The sequence below is a fragment of the Vibrio cionasavignyae genome (assembly GCF_050337155.1).
GTDB classification, from domain to species: Bacteria; Pseudomonadota; Gammaproteobacteria; order Enterobacterales; family Vibrionaceae; genus Vibrio; species Vibrio nomapromontoriensis.
The window spans coordinates 58,123-80,750 of the sequence record NZ_JAKJSR010000030.1; the positions used below are offsets into that span (position 1 = coordinate 58,123).

The 22,628-nt window shown below is 43.6% G+C and carries 18 protein-coding genes and 1 other annotated feature; of the genes, 9 read left to right on the forward strand and 9 right to left on the reverse strand.

Going from position 1 to position 22,628, the window contains the following annotated elements:
- The first annotated feature begins 128 nt into the window (after positions 1–128).
- On the forward strand, positions 129–1,115 hold the full coding sequence (gene nagZ, locus L4D74_RS21810; protein ID WP_428754600.1) for a beta-N-acetylhexosaminidase: 987 nt from the start codon (positions 129–131) through the stop codon (positions 1,113–1,115).
- A gap of 99 nt (positions 1,116–1,214) precedes the next feature.
- Here nagZ and btsR read toward each other — a convergent pair whose 3' ends face one another.
- Positions 1,215–1,940: a two-component system response regulator BtsR gene (gene btsR, locus L4D74_RS21815; protein ID WP_428754601.1), complete on the reverse strand. Its 726-nt coding sequence runs from the start codon at positions 1,938–1,940 to the stop codon at positions 1,215–1,217.
- On the reverse strand, positions 1,937–3,640 hold the full coding sequence (locus tag L4D74_RS21820; RefSeq protein ID WP_428754602.1) for a LytS/YhcK type 5TM receptor domain-containing protein: 1,704 nt from the start codon (positions 3,638–3,640) through the stop codon (positions 1,937–1,939). The genes btsR and L4D74_RS21820 overlap by 4 nt, the downstream gene beginning before the upstream one ends.
- Positions 3,641–3,891: 251 nt before the next feature.
- Between L4D74_RS21820 and L4D74_RS21825 the strand changes: the two genes are divergently transcribed.
- The gene (locus L4D74_RS21825) at positions 3,892–4,965 is read left to right on the forward strand and encodes a 3-deoxy-7-phosphoheptulonate synthase (protein WP_428754603.1); all 1,074 of its coding nucleotides are present in this window, start codon (positions 3,892–3,894) and stop codon (positions 4,963–4,965) included.
- An 8-nt stretch (positions 4,966–4,973) separates the two neighbouring features.
- Positions 4,974–6,101 (forward strand): bifunctional chorismate mutase/prephenate dehydrogenase, encoded by a 1,128-nt coding sequence (gene tyrA, locus L4D74_RS21830; protein ID WP_428754604.1) that lies wholly within the window; start codon positions 4,974–4,976, stop codon positions 6,099–6,101.
- A gap of 101 nt (positions 6,102–6,202) precedes the next feature.
- Here the strand turns inward: tyrA and L4D74_RS21835 are convergent, their stop codons facing one another.
- Both L4D74_RS21835 and ettA read right to left on the reverse strand, forming a co-directional pair.
- The gene (locus tag L4D74_RS21835) at positions 6,203–7,210 is read right to left on the reverse strand and encodes a M23 family metallopeptidase (protein WP_428754605.1); all 1,008 of its coding nucleotides are present in this window, start codon (positions 7,208–7,210) and stop codon (positions 6,203–6,205) included.
- Positions 7,211–7,360: 150 nt separating this feature from the next.
- A complete protein-coding gene (ettA, locus tag L4D74_RS21840; RefSeq protein ID WP_265676388.1) occupies positions 7,361–9,028 on the reverse strand; it encodes an energy-dependent translational throttle protein EttA in 1,668 nt (555 codons plus the stop codon).
- A gap of 304 nt (positions 9,029–9,332) precedes the next feature.
- Between ettA and L4D74_RS21845 the strand changes: the two genes are divergently transcribed.
- Positions 9,333–11,276, forward strand: a complete 1,944-nt coding sequence (locus tag L4D74_RS21845; RefSeq protein WP_428754606.1) for a transglycosylase SLT domain-containing protein — start codon at positions 9,333–9,335, stop codon at positions 11,274–11,276.
- A gap of 63 nt (positions 11,277–11,339) precedes the next feature.
- A complete protein-coding gene (gene trpR / locus L4D74_RS21850) occupies positions 11,340–11,627 on the forward strand; it encodes a trp operon repressor (protein ID WP_250617546.1) in 288 nt (95 codons plus the stop codon).
- Between the two features lie 28 nt (positions 11,628–11,655).
- Here trpR and yjjX read toward each other — a convergent pair whose 3' ends face one another.
- On the reverse strand, positions 11,656–12,189 hold the full coding sequence (gene yjjX / locus L4D74_RS21855; protein ID WP_428754607.1) for an inosine/xanthosine triphosphatase: 534 nt from the start codon (positions 12,187–12,189) through the stop codon (positions 11,656–11,658).
- A gap of 185 nt (positions 12,190–12,374) precedes the next feature.
- Here yjjX and L4D74_RS21860 point away from each other — a divergent pair, with 185 nt between their 5' ends.
- A complete protein-coding gene (locus tag L4D74_RS21860; protein WP_428754608.1) occupies positions 12,375–13,034 on the forward strand; it encodes a YiaD family glycine zipper/OmpA-like lipoprotein in 660 nt (219 codons plus the stop codon).
- A 59-nt stretch (positions 13,035–13,093) separates the two neighbouring features.
- Here L4D74_RS21860 and pheA read toward each other — a convergent pair whose 3' ends face one another.
- From pheA to bamD, 4 genes are all read right to left on the reverse strand, one after another.
- Positions 13,094–14,275: a prephenate dehydratase gene (pheA, locus tag L4D74_RS21865; RefSeq protein WP_428754609.1), complete on the reverse strand. Its 1,182-nt coding sequence runs from the start codon at positions 14,273–14,275 to the stop codon at positions 13,094–13,096.
- 11 nt (positions 14,276–14,286) lie between these two features.
- Positions 14,287–14,408, reverse strand: a sequence feature (Phe leader region).
- Positions 14,409–14,514: 106 nt separating this feature from the next.
- Positions 14,515–14,853, reverse strand: a complete 339-nt coding sequence (gene hpf / locus L4D74_RS21870) for a ribosome hibernation-promoting factor, HPF/YfiA family (protein ID WP_250617550.1) — start codon at positions 14,851–14,853, stop codon at positions 14,515–14,517.
- A 302-nt stretch (positions 14,854–15,155) separates the two neighbouring features.
- Complete coding sequence (locus tag L4D74_RS21875; protein WP_428754617.1) at positions 15,156–16,568, reverse strand: MltF family protein; 1,413 nt, start codon at positions 16,566–16,568, stop codon at positions 15,156–15,158.
- Positions 16,569–16,731: 163 nt separating this feature from the next.
- On the reverse strand, positions 16,732–17,457 hold the full coding sequence (gene bamD / locus L4D74_RS21880; RefSeq protein ID WP_428754610.1) for an outer membrane protein assembly factor BamD: 726 nt from the start codon (positions 17,455–17,457) through the stop codon (positions 16,732–16,734).
- A 132-nt stretch (positions 17,458–17,589) separates the two neighbouring features.
- On the opposite strand from bamD, the gene rluD reads away from it, so the two are divergent.
- The 3 genes from rluD to clpB all read left to right on the forward strand — a co-directional run bounded on the left by rluD (position 17,590) and on the right by clpB (position 21,953).
- Positions 17,590–18,567 carry a 23S rRNA pseudouridine(1911/1915/1917) synthase RluD gene (rluD, locus tag L4D74_RS21885; RefSeq protein ID WP_428754611.1) on the forward strand — a complete coding sequence of 326 codons (978 nt, stop codon included), beginning with the start codon at positions 17,590–17,592 and terminating at the stop codon, positions 18,565–18,567.
- Positions 18,567–19,295, forward strand: a complete 729-nt coding sequence (pgeF, locus tag L4D74_RS21890; RefSeq protein WP_428754612.1) for a peptidoglycan editing factor PgeF — start codon at positions 18,567–18,569, stop codon at positions 19,293–19,295. Before rluD ends, pgeF begins: the two co-directional genes overlap by 1 nt.
- Before the next feature lie 84 nt (positions 19,296–19,379).
- Positions 19,380–21,953 (forward strand): ATP-dependent chaperone ClpB, encoded by a 2,574-nt coding sequence (gene clpB / locus L4D74_RS21895; RefSeq protein ID WP_428754613.1) that lies wholly within the window; start codon positions 19,380–19,382, stop codon positions 21,951–21,953.
- Positions 21,954–22,628 lie beyond the last annotated feature (675 nt).

The following is a 22,628-nucleotide window of genomic DNA, read 5'->3' on the forward strand; positions in this document are numbered from 1 at the left end:
CGCGATATACTCCTTGCTATCTGGTGCGAAAACTCAGTCGTTACTTAGCGATAGTCATTGTAAATCAAAAATAAACGGAATAATCTTTTCGCACCCCTATTTGATAATAAAATTGCAGAGGACAACTAATGGGACCGTTATGGCTAGATGTAGAAGGTTTTGAACTGAGCGCGGAAGACCGTGAGGTTTTAGAGCACCCTACGGTTGGAGGTTTGATCCTATTTTCTCGCAATTATCATGACTCAGAGCAGCTCATTGAGTTAAACCGTCAAATACGAGCGGCAGCGAAGAAGCCTATTATTATTGGTGTTGATCAAGAAGGCGGTCGTGTACAGCGTTTTCGAGAAGGCTTTACGCTCTTACCCGCCGCGCAACGTTATGCAGAGCTGGGTGACGAGGCGCTAGCTAAGCAAGCGGGTTGGTTAATGGCGGCGGAGCTTATTGCTCATGACATTGATTTGAGCTTTGCTCCGGTATTGGATCAAGGGCACGCTTGTAAAGCCATCGGTAACCGTGCGTTTGGTGAAGATATTGCGAGTATTATACGCTTTAGTAGTGCATTTATTTCTGGTATGAAACAGGCTGGTATGGCAACAACGGGTAAGCACTTCCCAGGTCATGGGGGGGTGATTGCTGATTCGCACTTGGAAACGCCATATGATGAACGGACTGATTTGTTTGAAAAAGATATCTTAATATTTAAACAGCAAATCGAAGCAGGGCTGCTTGATGCGATGATGCCAGCCCATGTTGTCTATCCTCATTACGATGAGCACCCTGCGAGTGGTTCGCCTTACTGGCTGAAGACAGTGCTAAAAGAGCAAATGAACTTTAACGGTATTGTCTTTTCTGATGATTTATCTATGGAAGGCGCGGCCATTATGGGAGGGCCTGCCGAGCGAGCATTGCGATCCATGCAAGCTGGGTGCGATATGCTCCTCATGTGTAATAACCGACAATCAGCCGTAGAGGTATTAGATAACTTGCCAATCACAGCGGTACCTAAAGCGCAGGTAATGCTTCGTAAGCAAAATTATCACTTATCTGAACTATTCAAGTCAGAGCAATGGCGAAGCGCTAATGATAGGGTCAGACGAGCGCTAAATGCAGAATAATAGTGCAATGAACGCTTGAGAGCTTAATCGTATAAGAGCTTGAGCGTTTATGATGTTTTGGGGTGTGGTGGCAAATAGACGCGCCCCAAAAAGTGGAACTTATTGAAAACCTAATGTTTCTTTCAGGTTTTTCAGGTAGCGCCGGCTTACAGGAACAGAAAAGTCACTATGAGTGATGATTTCAGCCAGTCCATGCTCTAAAAGTTTGATCTCTTTTATGCTTTTCACGTTGATAAGATATTGGCGGTGGCAACGTAATAGCGGTGTTTTTGCTTCGAGTATTTTCAGTGATAGCTGACTATTGGCTTGTTGTGTCGGCGTTTTAACTTGAACTCCAGTAATATCGCTAAACGCGCACTCGACCTCTAGGGTTGGAATTATGACGATTCGGTTGTGTCCGACACAGGGGATCTGATCTAACGTCGCAGGCGACATAGATTGGACGAGATCGTGAGTTCTTTGCTCTTGTTTTAGCAGTCGATTCACGGTTTTGTTGAGCCTTGCTGGGTCAATAGGTTTAAGCAGGTAATCAAAAGCATTGTCTTCAAACGCTTGTACCGCGTATTGATCATAGGCCGTGACGAAGACGACGTTAGGCATGGAGTCAGGATCTAACATTCCTAGTAGTTCTATGCCGGTAATCTGTGGCATTTGTATGTCTAAAAAGACGACATCAGGCTTTAGGCTATTAATCTTTTTAAGCCCTTCAATAGCATTGCTTGCCTGATCAATCACGTTAATGCCTTCCATATCGGCCAGCAGCTCAATGAGCTCTTCGCGGGCAAAGCACTCATCATCAATTATTAAAGCAGTCATAGTGGTCATGAGGTCACAGTGTTCCTTGTGTGAACGTGATTTTCTTGCGCGGGAATAATAAAGCTCATTCGAGTGTAGGTGTTTTTTTCTACCTCAATTTTTAGCGCTGCGTCACGACCAAATTTGTTGCTTAGCCGTTTATCGACGATTTGCATTCCCAGTCCTTGATGATCATTTTTGGGTGCACAATAGGTTCCAGCGTCATCTTCAACAATAATGCGATGCCCTGTCTCTGATTTCACGCTATAGATTCGTACGCTGCCCCCTTCTATTTTGGTGGAAATACCATGTTTGATAGCATTTTCAACCAATGGTTGCAGGGTGAAACTCGGGACTTTTCGGTCGAGTAGTGACGGTTCGATATCAATATCGACAGTGAGTCTGTCAGTAAATCGAGCTTTCTCGATCGTCAGATAGGCGTTTACATGCGAGAGTTCATCGTGCAGTGATACGGTATCGATATTTTGCTTTAGGTTACTACGGAAAAACTGGGAGAGGTGCTGAATTAGACTGCGCGCTTTGTCTGGGTCACGACGAGTGATGGCGCTAATCGTATTAAGGGCATTAAACAAGAAATGAGGGTTAACCTGTGCATGCAGTAATTTGATTTCTGATTGGTTAAGTAGTGTCTGCTTATGAATATACTCACCATGGAGGATTTGGCTCGACAGCAATTGCGCAATACCTTCAGCCATTGACATGTTTATAGTCGAGAACAGCTTTCGTTTCGGCTCGTACAGCTTAATGGTACCAATGACTTTATTCCCTGCACGAAGGGGGATGATAAGTGCAGAACCAAGTTTACAGTCTTGGGAGATTGAGCATTGGTATGTGTTGTCTTTACCATCAAGATAGATGATGCGATTCTCGGTAATGGAATCCAATGTGCTCTGAGATGAGATAGGTCGGTTGAGCTTATGGTGGTCATCACCGATGCCAACGAAGGCGAGAATTTTATCATTGTCGGTTATTGCGACTGCGCCTACCTTCGTCTCTTCGTAGATAATACGAGCAATCTTACTGGCATTTTCAGAGTTGAAACCATGCACAAGGATACCAACGGAGCGCTCTGCGATGTTTAAAGCGCGTCGAGAAAATGTTGCGGAGTATTCTTCAAAGATGGTTTTACGATCTTGCAGGATACTCATAAATAGCGCGGCACCGATCGAATTTGCAATAATCATAGGTGCGGCAATGTCGCTAACAAGTGAGGCCGCTTGGTCGAAAGGTTTGGCGATGGCGAGAATAATCAACATTTGGATAATCTCGGCGCTAAATGTGACATAGAAAACAACGAGCGGATTAAAAAGCGCTTCTTTTTTTGATTTCTTAATGAAATAGAGGTGCACCATACCGCCAATCAACCCTTCGGCGGTGGTTGATATGGTGCAGGCTAGATCGGTAAAACCACCTAAGGTGTAACGATGTATTCCTCCTGTTAAACCAACCGCAAACCCAACAAAGGGGCCACCAAACAACCCGCCCATGACTGCCCCGATGGCGCGAGTATTCGCAATTGCATCGTTGATTTGTAACCCAAAATAGGTGCCAAGTATGCAAAATGAAGAGAACAAAATATAGATACTGAGCTTATGGCTTAGGTGGTTCGACAGACTGAATAGTGGGATGAAAATAGGTGTTTTGCTTAGCATGTATGCGAGCATGAGATAAACACACATCTGTTGAAGTAAAGAGAGGATTAAGTCCATCGGATGTCACCTAAAGTTGCAGTCTTGATATTGTATACCGAAATGATGGGAGAGGGGGGGATTCTTGCTGGTGTCTGTTATCTGTAGAAATAAGGTTCAATAACAGGTGTGGTGTAAAATTTTATTTACACCTGTTGTTTTTTAAAGTTTACACTTGCATGTCGTATATATTTAAGTATATTGGTTTTCATTAGCTGGCTAGGTGAAAAAGCCTGTAAGTCAGGTGTAAGTTATTTTGTACGGGTAGGGTTATGAAGAAGAGTGAATTAAGTAATATTAACATTAGCGATGAACAGGTACTTATCACGCCAGAAGCACTGAAAGCGAAGTTGCCACTAAGCGAAAAAGCGAGAAAGTTCATTCAAGAATCGCGAGATGCGATTGCTGATATTATTCATAAACGTGATCACCGACTGTTAGTCGTTTGTGGTCCGTGTTCCATTCATGACATAGACGCAGCCAAAGAATATGCAAAACGCCTTAAGGCACTCTCTGCCGAGCTCAATGACCAATTATACATTGTTATGCGTGTGTACTTTGAAAAGCCTCGTACCACCGTTGGTTGGAAAGGTCTGATCAATGATCCGCAATTGGATGGCACATTTGATATTGAGCACGGTTTGCATGTGGGACGAGAGCTTTTGACCGATCTTGTTGAAATGGATATCCCTCTAGCAACGGAAGCATTAGACCCCATTAGCCCGCAATACCTAGCGGACACATTTTCATGGGCGGCGATAGGTGCACGTACCACAGAATCTCAAACCCATCGCGAAATGGCCAGCGGTCTTTCTATGCCTATTGGTTTTAAAAATGGTACTGATGGTAGTTTGTCGACAGCAATTAATGCTATGCAAGCTGCGTCTTCCAGTCACCGTTTTATGGGAATTAACCGTGAAGGGCAAGTTGCATTATTGACGACGCAGGGGAATGTGGATGGTCACGTTATATTACGAGGCGGTAAGCAGACGAACTACGATTCGGTCTCTGTTAATGAATGTGAACAAGAACTCGCAAAGCACAACCTAGATGCGTCTTTGATGGTCGATTGCAGCCATGCTAATTCACGTAAAGATTACCGTCGTCAGCCGTTGGTTGCAGAAGATGTCATTCATCAAATTCGTGAAGGGAATAAGTCAATTATTGGTGTAATGATTGAGAGTCATTTGAACGAAGGTAATCAGAGTTCAGATATTCCATTAAGTGAAATGCAGTACGGCGTGTCCATCACCGATGCCTGTATCAATTGGGATGCAACTGAGGCACTATTACGTCACGCTCACAAAGAGCTTGTCCCATTCTTGGAAAATCGTATTAAGGAATAATCGTATCCATGTCTGCTGAATTGACCCCGCTTCGTAACAAAATTGATGAAGTTGATAAGAAGATGCTTGAGCTGTTGGCCCAGCGCCTCTCTCTTGTTGAGCAAGTTGGTGAAGTAAAGAGCCAACATGGTTTGCCAATTTATGCCCCTGATCGAGAGGCGGCGATGCTGGCTTCGCGTCGTGCGGAAGCGGAGAAGGTAGGCGTGCCACCGCAACTTATTGAAGATATTCTGCGTCGTACGATGCGAGAATCTTATGCAAGTGAAAAAGACTCTGGCTTTAAATGCTTAAATCCAGATTTACGTTCAGTGGTGATTGTTGGTGGTAACGGTCAACTGGGTGGATTGTTTGGTAAAATGTTTGCCTTATCTGGTTATCAAGTAAAAATCCTAGGAAGCCAAGACTGGGATCGTGCCGATGAGATACTTAAAGATGCTGGACTGGTAGTGGTGACGGTACCCATTCATTTAACAGAAGGGGTGATTGAAAAACTCTCTAGCTTACCCAAAGATTGCATCTTATGTGATTTAACATCAGTGAAAAAGCGCCCATTGACGACTATGCTACGGGTGCATCAAGGGCCTGTTGTCGGTTTGCATCCGATGTTTGGTCCCGATGTGCCGAGTATGGCGAAACAGGTGATTGTCTACAGCGACGGTCGTGGTGAAGAAGAGTACCAATGGCTACTTCAGCAGTTTAAAATCTGGGGAGCTAGCTTGTGTCAGATGGAAGCGGATAAGCATGATAATGGTATGACGTTGATTCAAGCGCTTCGTCACTTTACCTCGTTTGCCTATGGCTTGCATTTGAGTAAAGAAAATCCAGATTTAGATACTTTAGTGACATTGAGCTCGCCCATTTACCGTCTAGAATTAGCGATGGTTGGTAGGCTCTTTGCACAAGACCCAAACTTGTACGGTGACATTATTCTTTCATCGGAAGAAAATATTGCGATGATTAAGCGTTTCCATCAGCAGTTCGGTGAAGCGTTAACCTTGTTAGATAACAAAGATAAGGCGGGCTTTGTTTCACAATTTGAGCAAGTGAGTGAGTGGTTTGGTGATTACTCTCAGCAGTTTATGTCAGAGAGTCAGAATCTCCTTAAGCAAGCCAATGATGCGATTCATCGAGCTTAATTGTTAAAAACATTAACTGCATAGAATGCATAGAATGCATAGAAAAACGCAGCGTAAGCTGCGTTTTTTTTGTATTTGTGGTTGCGTGAGCTCGCTAGCCTTTAATGCGTATGTGCTTCTTCTGATGAAGGATCTTCGTTGCCCGCTGTTTTCATTGAGGCATCGACATAAGGTGCATTGGTTAAGTTAATCTGCAGTTTAACCACACTGGTGATCAGATCCACTAAGGGAGCCCACTGTACTTTTTTCTCTTTCTCGAACACATAATCAAAGTTCTCTGGGCTCCAATCCATTAGGTACTGCGGATTAAGTGTGCGTCCGAGAAAACGGACTTCATAGTGCAGGTGTGGTCCTGTAGAGTTACCACTATTGCCACATTGCGCGATCACGTCACCTTTTCGAACGAATTGTCCACTCTTAGCTTTAAATCTATTTAGGTGTGCGTAAGAACTCATAAAACCAAAAGCGTGACGAATGGTCATGTAGTTGCCATAGCCTTTTCGGCTTGGGCGAACGGTTTCTACCACACCATCGGCGGGCGCTAGAATTTCTTCCCCGGTTTTGCAGGTAAGATCAATGCCAGTATGCAGCTGTCTTTTGCCTGAGATGGGATTAGTTCGGCGGCCATAGGATGAGGAGATCCGTTGATAAGCCATTGGACTATCATTGGGGAGCAACCTAAACATGGTTGCGCGCACAGCAGAATCAATAGCTGCTGCGTCAATTCTTTGTTCTAGCGGCATTTCTACATCGTAGAGCTCTTCATCGACAAGACCTAGTACCGCTTCAACATCATTGACACGTTTTCCAAGGAGTTGCAGCTCGTCGCGCTTTTCTTCGAGTTCTTGAGAGAGGTCGTGGGTGGCGTTCACTTGCTCTTCAAGCTTTGCTTCCAGTACGGCGTTTTCTGTTTGTAGGCTAGACACGGTGACTTCTGTTGAGGTCAGTTCAGTCTGTGATTGTTGATACGAATAGCTCACTAAGCCAAAAGCAACGGGAAAAGCGGCTGCCATTAGAATCGCGGTATAGGTTCGCTTTCTTCCTAGACGTAGCGTTTTCTTAATCTTTCCCTGAGTTGTTGGTATAACAACCTTAATTTTATTTGGCATGATGATTTCAGTTTGAACTGTCAGGATTGGGTGGATTTATTGAAATTTTTGTGAGTTTTTACAGAAAAAGGGAAGGCAAATCACAAAAAAACAGGCCGCTATTATTAGCGACCTGAAGTAAAAACACAAGTTTATCTCAAATTCGAATGATTATTTTGAGATGCGCTTATATTTAATGCGGTGTGGTTCTGCAGCTTGTGGCCCTAGTGTTTTCTTCAACCAGTCCATGTATTCGGTATAGTTACCTTCATAGAAGTTCACTTGACCTTCATCACGGTAGTCGATGATATGAGTTGCAATACGGTCTAAGAACCAACGGTCATGCGAGATAACCATGGCACAGCCTGGGAACTCAAGTAGAGCTTCTTCAAGCGCACGTAGCGTTTCAACATCGAGGTCATTGGTTGGTTCATCGAGTAGCAACATGTTGCCACCAGCTTTAAGCAGTTTTGCAAGGTGAACACGGTTACGTTCACCACCAGATAGCTCACCGATGATTTTTTGTTGATCTGAACCTTTGAAGTTGAAGCGAGAGCAGTAAGCACGCGCTTGGATTTCAAAGTTGTTGATCTTAATGATATCTGAACCTTCAGAGATCTCTTGGAATACGGTGTTCTTGTCATTCATTGAATCACGGAACTGTTCAACCGATGCCAGTTTCACGGTATCGCCAAGCTCAATGGTGCCAGAGTCTGGTTGCTCTGTCCCACTTAGCATTTTGAATAGCGTTGATTTACCTGCACCGTTGGCGCCAATGATACCGACGATAGCCCCTTTAGGGATGCTAAAGGATAAGTCGTCAATCAGTACACGACCATCGAACGATTTGGTTAGGTTAGTCACATCAAGTACTTTGTCACCAAGACGCTCGCCTGGTGGAATAAAGAGCTCGTTGGTTTCATTACGTTTTTGGTGATCGCCACTTTGCAGTTCTTCAAAGCGAGCCATACGCGCTTTTGATTTCGCTTGGCGGCCTTTAGGATTTTGACGAACCCATTCAAGTTCTTTTTCAATCGTCTTTTGACGAGCTTTTTCTTGTGATGCTTCTTGTTGAAGACGCGCATCTTTTTGCTCTAGCCAAGACGTATAGTTACCTTCCCAAGGAATACCTTCACCACGGTCAAGTTCAAGAATCCAACCTGCGGCATTGTCTAGGAAATAACGGTCGTGGGTAATCGCTACGACGGTACCAGTATAGTCAACTAGGAAGCGCTCTAGCCAAGCTACAGACTCGGCGTCCAAGTGGTTGGTTGGTTCGTCGAGAAGAAGCATGTCAGGTTTTTCTAAAAGCAGGCGACAGATAGCCACACGGCGGCGTTCACCACCAGATAGAAACTCTACTTTCGCATCCCATTCTGGCAAACGTAGCGCATCGGCAGCACGCTCTAGCGTATTGTCTAGATTGTGACCGTCTTTCGCTTGAATTAGGGCTTCAAGTTCACCCTGTTCCTTTGCTAGAGCATCAAAGTCTGCATCCGGTTCTGCGTAAGCTGCGTAGACGGCATCAAGACGTTTCATTGCGTCCGCAACATCCGATACCGCTTCTTCGACGATTTCACGTACCGTTTTTGATTCGTCTAATTTAGGTTCTTGTGGAAGATAGCCCACATTCAGTCCTGGCTGTGGACGAGCTTCACCGTCGATATCGGTATCAAGGCCGGCCATGATGCGAAGTAAAGTCGATTTACCCGAACCGTTGAGGCCCAAAACACCAATTTTAGCGCCAGGGAAGAAGCTCAAAGAAATGTCTTTAAGTATTTGTCGCTTAGGTGGCACAATTTTGCTCACTCGCGACATGGTATAGACGTATTCAGCCATTACCGATCGTTCCTAATATTCAGTCAATAGAACCTGTATTTTACACCACGCAGTCACTACCTTTCAATTTTCCTTGTCCGGCAACATGCACTCATTTTGGTACTGATGAGTCGAATCGCTCGAAATCTACTGCTATGAAGCAAAAAGAAACAAATTCTTAATGAGAAAGAGATTGGCATAAGCTTAGTAATCGTCTTAAATTGAAGATTAACCGTATCTTATATGCGTGTAGCAAGAGCGGAAAAATAATAACAATAATGTTTGTAGTGGTCGGGTTACCAGCACTTCAAAGGGATAAGGTTAGATGAATAAACAAGGAAATCGTTGCTTGCTATGGACAACGCTGTTGTCGTGTCTATTTGGGACAAGCATGGCTCAGGCACAAGATGAGGACAAATCACGGCTTAAGCAGCGAGAAGTCTACGATAAAGCGCAAGCGCTAATAGATAAAAATGACATCGCTGGCTATCAAGCATTGCGGCCATTAATCGCTGATTATCCATTAACACCCTATATCGATAATCGAGTGTTTTCGTTACAGCTGAAAGATAAGTCGGTCGCTCAGGTAAATACATTTATCGAGAGTAATCAGTCGTTTCCATTTTCTTACCGTATTCGAGCCCCTTACCTGGACCGATTAGCTCAGCAGAAGCGTTGGAGTGACCTGCTTGAGTTTCAAACTACGTATCCAAATGGCGAGCGATACCAGTGTCTTTATCATGTTGCTCAGCTAAAAACGGGTAATAAGGAAGCTGCGTACAAAGGCGCGGAGAAGCTGTGGAAGAGTGGTGAGAGTGTCTCTGATGCGTGTGATCCTCTATTTTCAGCATGGAATAAAGCGGGCTTTCGAGCCGATGAACATATCATTGAACGCATGACGTATGCCTACCAGTCACGTAATGGTTCGCTGATCAAATATCTCAATAAACAGCTTAAAACGAGTGCTGGAAAATCACAGGGTAAGCAAGTCGCCTCTTTATTTGCCTCTCCTAAAACGGTGACATCGTTCATTAATGAGTTTTTCCCTGCACCATATAAAGCGCTATTGATTGAAGCCGCCTTTCGTAAACTCGCTCGCTCTGATAGTGAGCAAGCCTCTTCTTTATGGCCAAGCCTTGAGTCGAACAGCAACATTTCTGCGGATTCAAAGCAATCTATGGCGGAATATTTGGCGATGCGTTTAATTAATACTGAGTCGCCATCGGAAGCGAAATGGCGTGATTCAGTGCTAGTGAAAAGTGTCAATGACACCAATATCGAACGACGAGCGCGTCTTGCGATTCAGGAGGTAGATTGGCAAGGACTCTCGGCTTGGATAGCAAGGTTGTCTGAGGCGAAAAAGCAGAGCAGCCGCTGGCAGTATTGGTTGGCGCGTACAGAAATAGCGTTAGGGAACCCATCGGGCGGTGAGCAACGCTTGCAGGGCTTGGTTGGCGATCGGAATTTTTATAGTGCAGCGGCAGCGATCTATTTGCAGCACTCCATCGTGTATCCAATTTCTCAAGTTGTCATCGATATGGAGACGCTTGCGCCATATAAAACAAGCTTGATTCGTATTAGAGAATTAATTGATAGGGATAAGATTGCCGCCGCAAAATCCGAATGGCGCTACTTGCTGTCCCGTGTCTCTAAAGAAGAAAAAACAATGTTAGCAGCTTATGCTGGGCAGCAACGCTGGCATCATTTTACGGTAGTGGCAACGATTTCAGCAAAAATGTGGGATACCATGAACTTACGTTTTCCACTCGCCCATCGCTGGTGGTTTGATTTCTATGCGAAAGAGCTCAATATGGATAGCGTTATGCTGATGTCTTTAGCAAGACAAGAAAGCGCAATGGATGTAGAAGCCCGCTCTCCCGTAGGGGCTCGCGGGGTGATGCAAATCATGCCAGCAACGGCAAAATACACCGCTAAGAAACATAAGATTCCTTATAAAAATAGCCAAGAGCTCTATCGCGTGGGGAAAAATATTCAGATTGGTTCTCACTACTTAAATGAACTATTAGGCAATTATGAGGATAATCGCATTTTTGCTTTTGCCGCTTATAATGCCGGACCAAACCGAGTAAAACGTTGGCGTCAGCGCTCGGATGAACAACTTGATGTGTTTGCCTTTATTGAAACCATTCCATTTAAGGAAACGCGGGGTTATGTCCAAAATATACTGATGTTTCAAACTTATTATCGAGATAGGCTCGGGGTTGAAGGGGATTTTTTAACCTCGGCTGAACTGAATCACCGATACTAGACTACCAATGGTTAGGTGCTTAAGGGTAGAATACTCACTGGAACGTCTCTGATGGAAAAGTGAATGGAACCTCAATACCAAGACTGGCAACAAGTGCTGGATTTGATTCAACGAACCGATGGTCCAGAGCAACAGGCGGCATTAATGACAATGCTCCTGACTCCCGACGAAAGAGAAGCGGTGACCGCGAGGGTTAATATTTTATGTGAGCTGCTCAAAGGTGAGCTGTCTCAGCGACAGATCAGCCAAATGCTTGGAGTAGGCGTCGCCACAATTACACGTGGCTCCGCTGAAGTAAAACGCTTGAGCGACGCTAAAAAGGTATCACTGAGCGATTTGCTGCTCAAATAGTGAAGCGAAACTTAGTTTCCTGAGGTACTTATTTTCCTGAAGTACTTGGGAAATGGTCTGGATTCATAAAGGGGATCAGGGCAAGCACAAGGGCTTGATGATAAACGGAACTGCGAGTTAATTGATGATTGGTGAGCAAGGCAATAGCGCCACCTTTTTGTTTGATATTCTCTGTTCCAAACGTTGAATCCATGACATCTCCCAACTCAATATCTGGCGCAAGCTGTGCGATTACACTTGGTGGTAGCATTAAGCTTGCGCTTCGTGATTTTCCGACCTTGCCATTTGATTCTATGACCATCCATGCAAAAGTAGAGTCACCGTCTAGTCCTGCTTCAACCCCAACATAAAAATCTCCATCTTCTACCGTATGGCGGGCATTGCTTACTCGATTGCACGCACCTAATAGTGTCTCGTCGTTATTCATAGGTTGTTCAGAGACGTCACTTGGGACGCTAATACCTTGAAAGTCGAAAGCTAAGCCAGGAAAAGCGGAGTCGAAAGCACTTTTTACCGCATTGATTTTTGCTGGATTGAGTGACGCGATGACGACCTTTTGCATGATGTTCAATTCCATTTATCTAGTTAACAGACTCAATTCTAACGTAAATTTTCCTTGTTTATGTCATTAATTTTTTCCTGCAGGGTTACGCTATAAGTGAACCCGTAGAGGTTCATTAAAAGAAAATAATAATATATAGTACGTCGTTCTATTTATTGCGCGCGTAATGACAAGAGATAATGGAAATGAAAATTAAAAAAGTAGTGGTAATGGCTGGTTTAATGACTTTAGTAGGGTGTCAGGCAACGCAGCGACAAAATGCAACAACAGGAGAATACGAAACGAATTCGGCAACAAAAGGTGCGGTGATTGGTGCTATAGCAGGTACTGCTGTAGGGATTGCCTCTGGTGGCGATAGTCGTGGTATTTTGCTCGGTGCTGCGAGTGGTGCTGCAATTGGGGGCGGTGCGGGATACTACTTTGACCAACAAGAAAAGGCCTTAAGACAAGAGTTGCTTAACTCCGGCGTTCAAGTCGAGCGAACAGGCGACAACCAACTGATACTTAGGTTAGAAAATGGAATCGGCTTCAATAGCAATTCTTATGCATTGAATAGCAGCATAAACAGTACATTAAAAGGTGTTGCTCGAGTGTTAGTCGAATATCCAGATACCAGTCTTGTTATCGATGGGTTTACCGATAGCTCTGGCAATGCACAGTACAATCAAGAGCTCTCAGAGAAGCGAGCTGAGCAAGTGCGCTCGTTTTTGGTTAGCCAAAATGTAGCAGCAGGCCGAGCGGTTGCTCGAGGTAATGGTGAGCGATTCCCAATTTGCTCTAATTCTACTTCTGAAGGGCGAAAGTGTAACCGCCGCGTAGAGATAAAAATCATGCCGTTGAGTTAATATAACGCTGTGATAATAAATGTAAACAAAGCCCCAGCGTGATGACTGGGGCTTTGTTTTTATGCGTTTAAATCGGGAATGACAGGTTTCACGTTGTCGATAGGGTAACAACCTAACACTTTTAGATACTTAGTGATTTTGATTAGCTCTTGAGTGGCAAGCTGCATTGATTCAGAGTCTTTATGTGCTTCAACATCCACATAAAACATTTCCTCCCACGGATTACCCATAATAGGGCGAGATTCTAGCTTCGTCATATTGATGTCGTAGCGTTGCAGCACGAGCAATGTTTCAACTAATGAGCCGGCTTCTTGCGAGGTCGACATAATGAAGGTCGTTTTTGCAGGGATCTGTGTAGAAACTTCGACAGGTTTTCTTGCAACAATAATGAAACGGGTATGGTTCTCTGTTTGGTTGGCAATATCACTTTGAATGGACTGTAGACCATAAAGCTTACCGCTGGATGCATGGCCAATGGCTGCAACATCATCACGACCTAATTCTTGTACTTTCTGCATCGCATCGGCGGTACTTGCACATGATTCGAGAACAACGCCAGAAAGTCGGCTTAAGAATTCACTGCATTGCTGGTGCGGCTGAGGGTGTGAGTAGAGTGTTTTGATTTTCTCTAGTTGTATATCTTTAGTCGCCACCAAACAGTGATCGATAGGTTGAGTCAGCTCGCCAACAATATGCAATGTCGTGTGTTGAAGTAAATCAAACACTTCGTTGATAGAACCTGAGCTGGTATTTTCAATGGGTAGCACGCCGTAATCCGCATGACCTGATTCTACGGTTTTAATGACTTCTTTAAACTGATCGCAGTTTAGCTCTATCAGTTCGGTATTTTTACGAGAAAAGAATTCTCGGCTTGCTAAGTGAGAGTATGAGCCTTTTGACCCTAAGAAGGCAACGCGAGCAAGTGGCTTACGGCTTTGTTGCGGGTTGGCTAAATTCTGTAAGTAGTTCTGCTGTAATAAAACGGAATCTTCAATGATAGTGTGAAAGATCTTAGTAATATAAGGCGCATCGAGTTGGTATTTGTCTTTACCGTTATTGATGAGTTTGACGAGCAGTTGTTGCTCTCTAGAGGCATCTCGTACTGGCTTCGATGTTTCTACCTTACTTTTGGCCACCTCTATACTGAACCTGCGGCGTTCAGAGAGAAGTTGCAGTAATTGGTCGTCTAGTTCATTAAGACGTAGTCGAATCTCATCAAGAGAATATTTAGTATCGGTCATCGAATTATCCTTATAAAAAAGCCTCCCTTTTGGGAGGCTTTCCGTTCGTTTTTGACTTTTCTTTCGTAAACGACGATGCCCCCAAGTTTATTGGAGGAAAAAGAAGTCAAAAAGGAACGGAGGTGTGTATAACATTTCAAATTACTTTTTATTGAACCCAACCACACAATAGGGAAGCAGGCATAGACCGTCAAGCAAAAAAATAGCGCCCTTAGGCGCTATAGAAAAAATTGTGGTCGTTATTCGACTTCAGCTTCAATCTCTTCTTCGAACTCAAGTTTTTCGGAACGACGTGCTTCAGGCTTATGTCTTAATTTATTCAGTTGTCGTTCTAGCTTTTGTTCAACTTCATTGACCGCTGTGTAGAGATCTTCATGAGAAGCGGAAGCGACAAGTTTGCCTTTGGGTACCGTTATCGCAGCTTCAAATTTCATTTGTTTGTTCGGCTCTTCACTGAAAGCGGTTTGGCAACTAATGATATCAACTTGCCACTTCTCAAGTTTTTTAAACTTACTTTCAATGTGTTCACGGATTGCAGAGGTTATCTCAATATTTTTGCCAGTAATGTTTACTCTCATATGCGTTTCCTCTGTGACATCCCTTATGGGTTAACTCCAGATTACTCATTCAATAGTAAAAAAACGTGACCTAGATCACCAAAGTGGCAGGGCGTTATTCAATGAGAATTAAATGTGATCTATCGCAAAAAATCGAATGGAATCGTGTTAAAAAGGCTTTCTTTTATTCGAAAATTCATTAAATTTGAAAGAGTAATACGCTAAAAATCCACTGTTTTTGGGGCATTGTTACGACCTGAAAATCCTGCCGCACAAAAAATGCACGACAGAAAAATGTGATGTAAGTCACTCTTAATCCGTTTCTAGTCATTCAGCATCTTATAAAACGAAATATCACTATTTTTTGCTTGTTGCTCTTGCCGGATCTCTTTTAGTGACTCAAGTTGCTTGTAGATAACGAAGTAACGGTTGATATTCATCACATAGGTTACAGGCTCTGAGCTGATATTACGTCTTGCCATCAATTCTACGTTACCAAACCACTTATTTGCATCGTAGCCATGCTTTGTTGCAAGGCGCCTCATTTTTGAAATATTGCCAGGCCCTGCGTTGTAGGCGGCAAGCGACAAATAGACCTTGTCGTCCTCAGTGATAGCATCATCATTAAAATAGCGATCGCGGATAAATCTTAGGTACTTCACCCCGGCATGAACGTTGTTATCGATTTTGTTGATATTTTTGATGTTAACGTTTCTATCTCTCGCTGTACTCGGGAGGACTTGCATGATGCCGACTGCACCTTTAGGGGACACTTTGCTTTGGTCTAGTTTCGATTCTTGAAAAGCTTGCGCGGCAATCATGAGAAAATCGAATTCATATTTGTCTGCGTATTTCTTGAATAGGTCAGTCATGCCGTTTAACCGCTCAATCGACTTAGGATCGAGCGCTCTTGCAAACCATGAGGTGTTGTCTAAATATTTGTTATAGATAACATTACCAAGCAAGGTGCCTTCTTTTGCTGTTTTTATATAAGCATTCACCTGATTGGCGAGTTGCGGTGACTCTTTTCTCATTGCCCAAGCTATTTTACCATTACTTCGCAATGGCATGTCGGTATGTATATTTAAATCCTTGAACGTTTTACGCCAAAATTCGGCTTTATGGCTATCTAGAATAGTCGCTCCAATATAGCCCTGCTTTATCATTTCAACGAGCTCATAGTCTTGCAGTGTCTCTTCTAAATATTGAACAAAAACAGGAGCCAGGTTGTTGTCGGTTAATTTTTTGTTGAGTGTTTGAAGGCTTTCAAAATAGCTTGAACTTGCCCTTACCCAAACTTCTTTGCCGCTTAATGCCTCAATCGAGCTGAGATTAGGGTAGTCCTCAGAGGTAATAATCAATTCATTGATATCAGTAAGTATTGGGTTACTGAATTGAATGACACCTTCTCTACGGCTAGTAACGGTTAAGTTAGCTATGATGAGATCACCGTAACCCCGGACGAGTGATGGAATGAGATCGTCGCGAGGTACAGGAATGACTTGCACTTTTAAATGACGATATTTCTTTTTGAGTTGTTTCTCGAAATGATATAGCTGCTCAGCACCAATGCCTTTTGGCTGCCCTTTATCGATATAGTAAAAGCCAAGATCGGCAGCGACAAGTACTCGCAACACGCCACGTTTAGTCAGGCTATCTAGATCGCCAGTATAGGGATCATTAGATAGGGGAGTGAGCTCCAGTGCAACTGATGAAAAGCTAGTGAAAGCCAGCATCAAACATAATATAAATGTTTTCACATATAACCCTTGTTACTACTGTGTTAAAGGTAAATATATAAATGAAAACGATATTTTGCCAATTTACGGCATAAAAAAACGCCGCCCAACGGACAGCGTTTTTTCTATGTTTTTGTTTAAGCGTAGGTTTGACTCGTGTTTACTCTGGATTGAGTTCCATTAATGTCTCGGTGCGCTTAACTTGATCTTCCATACCTAATTTTTCATAGGCTTTCTTTTGAATCGTGAGAGATTTTCTCGCCGCTTCAGTATCTGGGAAGGTCTTTTGTATTTCTTGGCAGCGATTGATTGCGGCGATCCACGCTTCGCGGCGTAGATAAAAATCGGCGGTGGCAAGGTCGTAATTCGCTAGGCGATTTTTAAGTGCCACTAGACGCTTCTGAGAGTCTTCAGCATAAGCGCTATCTGGATAGCGTTTTAGTAGACGATCGAAATCAGAAAAGGCCGCTTTGACGGGTTCAGGATCTCGGTCTGAACGATCGATCTTGAAAATATCATGCATAAAGTTTCGGTCTTGGGCCATGTGAGTTAAACCTCGCATGTACAGTACCCAGTCTGAACGATTGTGTGTTGGGTTTAATCGAGAAAATCGCTCTATGGTCGCTAAGCCTAAGGCTAAATCATCATTTTTGTAGTAAGCATAAATGAGATCAAGCTGAACTTGTTCAGTATAGGCGCCAAAAGGGTAGCGAGAATCTAGCGCTTCCAAGCGCTCAATAGCCGAAGTCCAATTACCACCTTGTAGTGATTCTTGTGCTTCTGAGTACAGTTGTGATGGTGGGACATCTGGAACGGTGACTTCTTTGTCAGCACAACCAAACAGCAAAGCTAGGGAAAGTAAGCTTGTCAGTTTAAGCAGTTTCATACTAAAACGAGATTCCTTGACGTAAATATTTGTCAGTCTCCATTACTTTTCACTCAAGTAACAGATACAATGTTGGGATACATTATCCACACTAGTGGTTACTTAGTCCCAAGGTTTTTTAAAAAGTTCGATATGGCTCAGCAGATTGAATTAACAAATACAATAAAAGACAGCCAGTTAGGTCAAAGATTAGACCAAGCTGTTGCTGAATTATTCACAGATTTTTCTCGCTCACGCTTAAAAGAGTGGTTACTTGAGGGAAAAATCTCCGTAGATGGAGAGGTTATCACCAAGCCGCGTACTCGCGTAATGGGTGGAGAATCGATCACAATTCAAGCTGAACTAGAAGATGAAGAGCGTTTTATTGCGCAAGACATTCCTCTAGACATCGTGTTTGAAGATGATGACATCATTGTGATCAATAAGCCAAGAGATTTCGTTGTTCACCCAGGAGCAGGTACTCCAGACGGCACGGTATTGAATGCACTATTGCATCATTTCCCTGCGATCGCTGAAGTTCCGCGAGCGGGTATTGTCCACCGCTTGGATAAAGATACAACAGGTCTTATGGTTGTCGCGAAAACGGTTCCTGCACAAACACGTTTAGTTAGAGCGCTGCAAAAGCGTAATATTACACGTGAATATGAAGCGATCGCGATCGGTAAAATGACTGCGGGTGGCATGGTCGATAAAGGCATTAGCCGTCATGCGACTAAGCGAGTGTTAATGGCAGTGAATGAACTGGGGAAACCAGCGGTCACTCACTATCGAGTTGCAGAGCACTTCCGAGAGCATACGAGACTTCGTCTACGCTTGGAAACTGGGCGTACTCACCAGATCCGTGTACACATGTCTTACTTGCAGCATCCGCTATTAGGTGACACTGCTTATGGTGGTCGTGCTCGTATTCCTAGAGGCGCAAGTGAAGAGTTAACGTCGATGATTCGTGCGTTTGATAGACAAGCTCTGCACGCTGTGATGTTGAGATTTGCTCACCCAGTTTCTGGAGAGGAGATGGAGTTCCATGCACCAATCCCTCAAGATATGGTCATCATGACAGAAGCATTAAGACAAGATGCGAAGCTTAATAAGGAAGAGGACGACTACTAGTGTCCACGCTTCAACCAACTTGGGTCACTCATCCTTCCATCACTTCCGTGACGTCAACGAGAGAGGAAGGGGTTTCGAAAGCCCCTTTTGATGGATTGAATATCGGTACCCATGTTGGTGACTGTGCATCAGATGTGATGATGAACCGTCAAAAGCTAATGGAGAGGGCAAGTATGCCTTCTTCACCTATCTGGCTAAATCAAACCCATTCGACAACTGTCGCCATTATTACCTCCTCTACGAATGACGTGATTGACGCGGATGCGGCTTTTACTCGCCAGCCTAATATTGTGCTATCTGCAATGACTGCGGATTGTTTACCCATATTGCTTGCTTCCAAAGATGGAGATGAGATTGCTGCTGTTCATGCGGGATGGCGGGGGTTGGCTGATGGTATTGTTGAAAATGCGATAGATTGCTTTTCTGGAGATATTCAAGCTTGGATTGGTCCAGCGATTAGTCGCGATGCTTTTGAGGTCGGCGACGATGTCAAGAATGCGTTTTGTCGACTAGACACTAGATTTGAGCTTGCGTTTCAAGCGAAACAAGAGCCGGGTAAGTGGTTAGCTGATCTTGCATTTATTGCCCAACTCAAATTGGAACGAGCAGGAGTGATGGATATTACTCAAAGTGGTTTATGCACTTATTCTGATCCTAAACGTTTCTTTTCCTATCGCCGTGATGGTCAAACGGGCCGAATGGCGAGCTTTGTTTGGATCAACCGCTGATTTTTATCTCCTAATCTTGAAAAATGCCTGCCGTGTAACCATCTTAATTTCATATAACGTCGTATGTCATTTGAGGGGGTTGCTATGCGCCTTGACCGTTTTACTAGCAAATTCCAAACCGCTATTTCTGATGCACAATCTCTCGCGCTAGGGAGAGATCACCAATATATTGAACCTGTTCACTTAATGGTTTCCTTACTTAACCAAGAGGGCAGTTCAATTCGTCCACTGCTAACCATGCTTAATGTAGACGTGGTTCAGTTACGTTCAAAATTAGGTGAACTGCTAGATAAGTTACCTAAAGTGACAGGAGTCGGCGGCGATGTTCAGTTGTCTAGTGCAATGGGACAACTCTTCAATCTGTGCGATAAGGTGACGCAAAAACGTCAAGATACTTATATCTCATCAGAAATATTCTTATTGGCTGCCATTGATGATAAAGGTCCCTTAGGACAACTATTGAAACAAATGGGCCTATCTGAAGCGAAAATTAATCAAGCTATTGAACAAATTAGAGGCGGTCAGAAAGTTGATGACCCCAATGCAGAAGAGAAGCGACAAGCATTAGAAAAGTTCACTATTGATCTTACTGAGCGAGCTGAGCAAGGTAAGCTGGATCCTGTTATTGGTCGTGATGATGAGATCCGTCGTACGATTCAAGTCTTACAGCGCCGAACTAAGAATAATCCCGTGATTATCGGCGAACCCGGTGTGGGGAAGACGGCCATTGTTGAGGGACTTGCCCAGCGTATTATTAATAATGAAGTACCAGAAGGATTGCGAGGACGCCGTGTACTTTCTCTTGATATGGGATCGCTTATCGCGGGCGCCAAGTACCGTGGTGAATTTGAAGAACGTTTGAAGTCGGTACTGAATGAGCTTGCCAAAGAAGAAGGCAATATTATTCTGTTTATCGATGAGCTGCATACCATGGTTGGTGCGGGCAAAGGCGAAGGGGCGATGGATGCGGGGAATATGTTAAAACCTGCACTTGCCCGTGGTGACTTACATTGTGTAGGGGCTACGACATTAGATGAGTACCGTAAATATATTGAGAAAGATGCTGCGCTAGAACGTCGCTTTCAAAAAGTTATCGTTGATGAACCTTCTGTTGAAGATACCGTTGCGATCTTACGTGGTTTGAAAGAAAGATATGAATTACATCATCATGTTGAGATTACCGATCCGGCAATTGTTGCGGCTGCGAGTCTATCACACCGCTATATTACAGATAGACAATTACCAGATAAAGCGATTGACCTGATCGATGAAGCTGCGTCGAGCATTCGATTACAAATAGATTCAAAGCCGGAATCTTTAGATAAATTAGAACGCAGAATTATTCAGCTCAAAATTGAACAACAAGCCCTTAAGAATGAACAGGATGAGGCGAGTGAAAAGCGTTTAGTCATTCTTAATAGTGAATTAGTAACGAAAGAGCGCGAATACGCTGAACTTGATGAGGTCTGGAATGCTGAAAAAGCAGCCTTGTCGGGTACACAGCATATAAAAACAGAGTTAGAGCAAGCTCGAATGGATATGGATGTTGCTCGCCGTGCTGGCGATTTAAATAGAATGTCCGAACTTCAGTATGGGCGTATTCCTGAACTGGAAAAGCAACTCGACTTAGCGACCCAAGCTGAAATGCAAGAAATGAGTCTATTGCGAAATAAAGTGACTGACGCGGAGATAGCGGAAGTACTCTCCAAGCAGACAGGGATCCCTGTTTCTAAAATGCTGGAAGCAGAAAAAGATAAGCTATTGCGTATGGAAGAGGTACTGCACAAGCGAGTCATTGGGCAGGCAGAAGCGGTTGAGGTTGTCTCAGATGCCATCCGACGCAGCCGAGCGGGTCTATCTGATCCTAACAAACCAATAGGTTCATTCCTTTTTCTTGGTCCAACAGGCGTAGGTAAAACTGAGCTTTGTAAAACACTGGCGAACTTTATGTTTGATAGTGAAGATGCAATGGTAAGAATCGACATGTCTGAGTTTATGGAAAAACATTCTGTTGCTCGTTTGGTCGGTGCTCCTCCCGGTTATGTTGGTTATGAAGAAGGAGGTTATCTGACGGAGGCTGTTCGTAGAAAACCTTATTCGGTAATTTTGCTTGATGAGGTAGAGAAAGCGCACCCAGATGTGTTTAATATCTTACTGCAGGTTTTAGACGATGGTCGTTTAACAGATGGACAGGGGCGTACGGTAGATTTTCGCAATACCGTCGTGATTATGACATCAAACCTTGGTTCATCTCGAATACAAGAAAACTTTGCTGTGCTGGATTATGAAGGGATCAAAAGAGAAGTTATGGAAGTCGTGACATCACACTTCAGACCCGAATTTTTAAATCGAGTAGATGAGAGTGTTGTATTCCATCCGTTGGGTGCGAAGCATATTGAATCTATCGCAGCAATACAATTAGAGCGCCTAGCGCAGAGAATGGAAGACAGTGGCTATCAGCTTTCTGTTTCAAAACAAGCGCTCGAGTTTATTGCCAAAGTTGGTTTTGATCCCGTATATGGAGCGAGACCATTAAAAAGGGCGATACAGCAAAGTGTTGAGAACCCACTGGCCAAAGAAATTCTTGCCGGAAAGCTCGACCCATCTAAGCCAGTGAGGCTGATCGTGAATAATGATAATGTCATTGCTAGTCAATAACTCACTCTAAACCGTCAAAAAGGGAGCGTTAGCTCCCTTTTTGTATTTTAAATAGACGCTTTGATGGAATTGTGTGCGAACGAGCGTTAATGTACATTTTTGTTTGATTTAGTACTTGCCAAGACGGAATCCTTCCCTATAATGCGACCCCACTGAGACGGGAAAGGTTCAACAAAAACCAATAACGATTCAGTAGGCTATCAAGCTCAATGAGCTTAGAAAAATAAGTTTTAAAAAGTGTTTGACACTGAGACTTATCTAGCTAAAATGGCCGTCCGTTTCGAGTAAGGCTCGAAACAAGCTCTTTAACAATATAGACCTATATCAATCTGTGTGGACACTTGTTGATGATAATCATTATGTTTACTTATGCTTTAGCAGAGATAAACAACTTCTTCGGAAGTAAAATGGTTTTCAATGAACACGTGACCTAAGGGTAGTAAGTTCGCTTACTGTCACACAGTCAAAATTCATTATCGTTCTGTTGGAACGATAATAGCTTTAAAATTACTTCTTACTTTTTAAGTAAGGGACAGTTTTGAAGTCAGTATTCATTGAGCCGACAAAATCTTAAATTGAAGAGTTTGATCATGGCTCAGATTGAACGCTGGCGGCAGGCCTAACACATGCAAGTCGAGCGGAAACGACAACATTGACCCTTCGGGTGATTTGTTG

Coding starts and splice junctions, on each gene's coding strand:
- clpB (WP_428754613.1), top strand. CDS start 19,380: ATGCGCCTTGACCGTTTTACTAGCAAATTCCAAACCGCTATTTCTGAT.
- trpR (WP_250617546.1), top strand. CDS start 11,340: ATGGAACCTCAATACCAAGACTGGCAACAAGTGCTGGATTTGATTCAA.
- hpf (WP_250617550.1), bottom strand. CDS start 14,853: ATGAGAGTAAACATTACTGGCAAAAATATTGAGATAACCTCTGCAATC.
- ettA (WP_265676388.1), bottom strand. CDS start 9,028: ATGGCTGAATACGTCTATACCATGTCGCGAGTGAGCAAAATTGTGCCA.
- tyrA (WP_428754604.1), top strand. CDS start 4,974: ATGTCTGCTGAATTGACCCCGCTTCGTAACAAAATTGATGAAGTTGAT.
- L4D74_RS21875 (WP_428754617.1), bottom strand. CDS start 16,568: ATGCTGGCTTTCACTAGCTTTTCATCAGTTGCACTGGAGCTCACTCCC.
- L4D74_RS21860 (WP_428754608.1), top strand. CDS start 12,375: ATGAAAATTAAAAAAGTAGTGGTAATGGCTGGTTTAATGACTTTAGTA.
- pheA (WP_428754609.1), bottom strand. CDS start 14,275: ATGACCGATACTAAATATTCTCTTGATGAGATTCGACTACGTCTTAAT.
- nagZ (WP_428754600.1), top strand. CDS start 129: ATGGGACCGTTATGGCTAGATGTAGAAGGTTTTGAACTGAGCGCGGAA.
- L4D74_RS21845 (WP_428754606.1), top strand. CDS start 9,333: ATGAATAAACAAGGAAATCGTTGCTTGCTATGGACAACGCTGTTGTCG.
- yjjX (WP_428754607.1), bottom strand. CDS start 12,189: ATGCAAAAGGTCGTCATCGCGTCACTCAATCCAGCAAAAATCAATGCG.
- L4D74_RS21825 (WP_428754603.1), top strand. CDS start 3,892: ATGAAGAAGAGTGAATTAAGTAATATTAACATTAGCGATGAACAGGTA.
- btsR (WP_428754601.1), bottom strand. CDS start 1,940: ATGACCACTATGACTGCTTTAATAATTGATGATGAGTGCTTTGCCCGC.
- L4D74_RS21820 (WP_428754602.1), bottom strand. CDS start 3,640: ATGGACTTAATCCTCTCTTTACTTCAACAGATGTGTGTTTATCTCATG.
- rluD (WP_428754611.1), top strand. CDS start 17,590: ATGGCTCAGCAGATTGAATTAACAAATACAATAAAAGACAGCCAGTTA.
- bamD (WP_428754610.1), bottom strand. CDS start 17,457: ATGAAACTGCTTAAACTGACAAGCTTACTTTCCCTAGCTTTGCTGTTT.
- L4D74_RS21835 (WP_428754605.1), bottom strand. CDS start 7,210: ATGCCAAATAAAATTAAGGTTGTTATACCAACAACTCAGGGAAAGATT.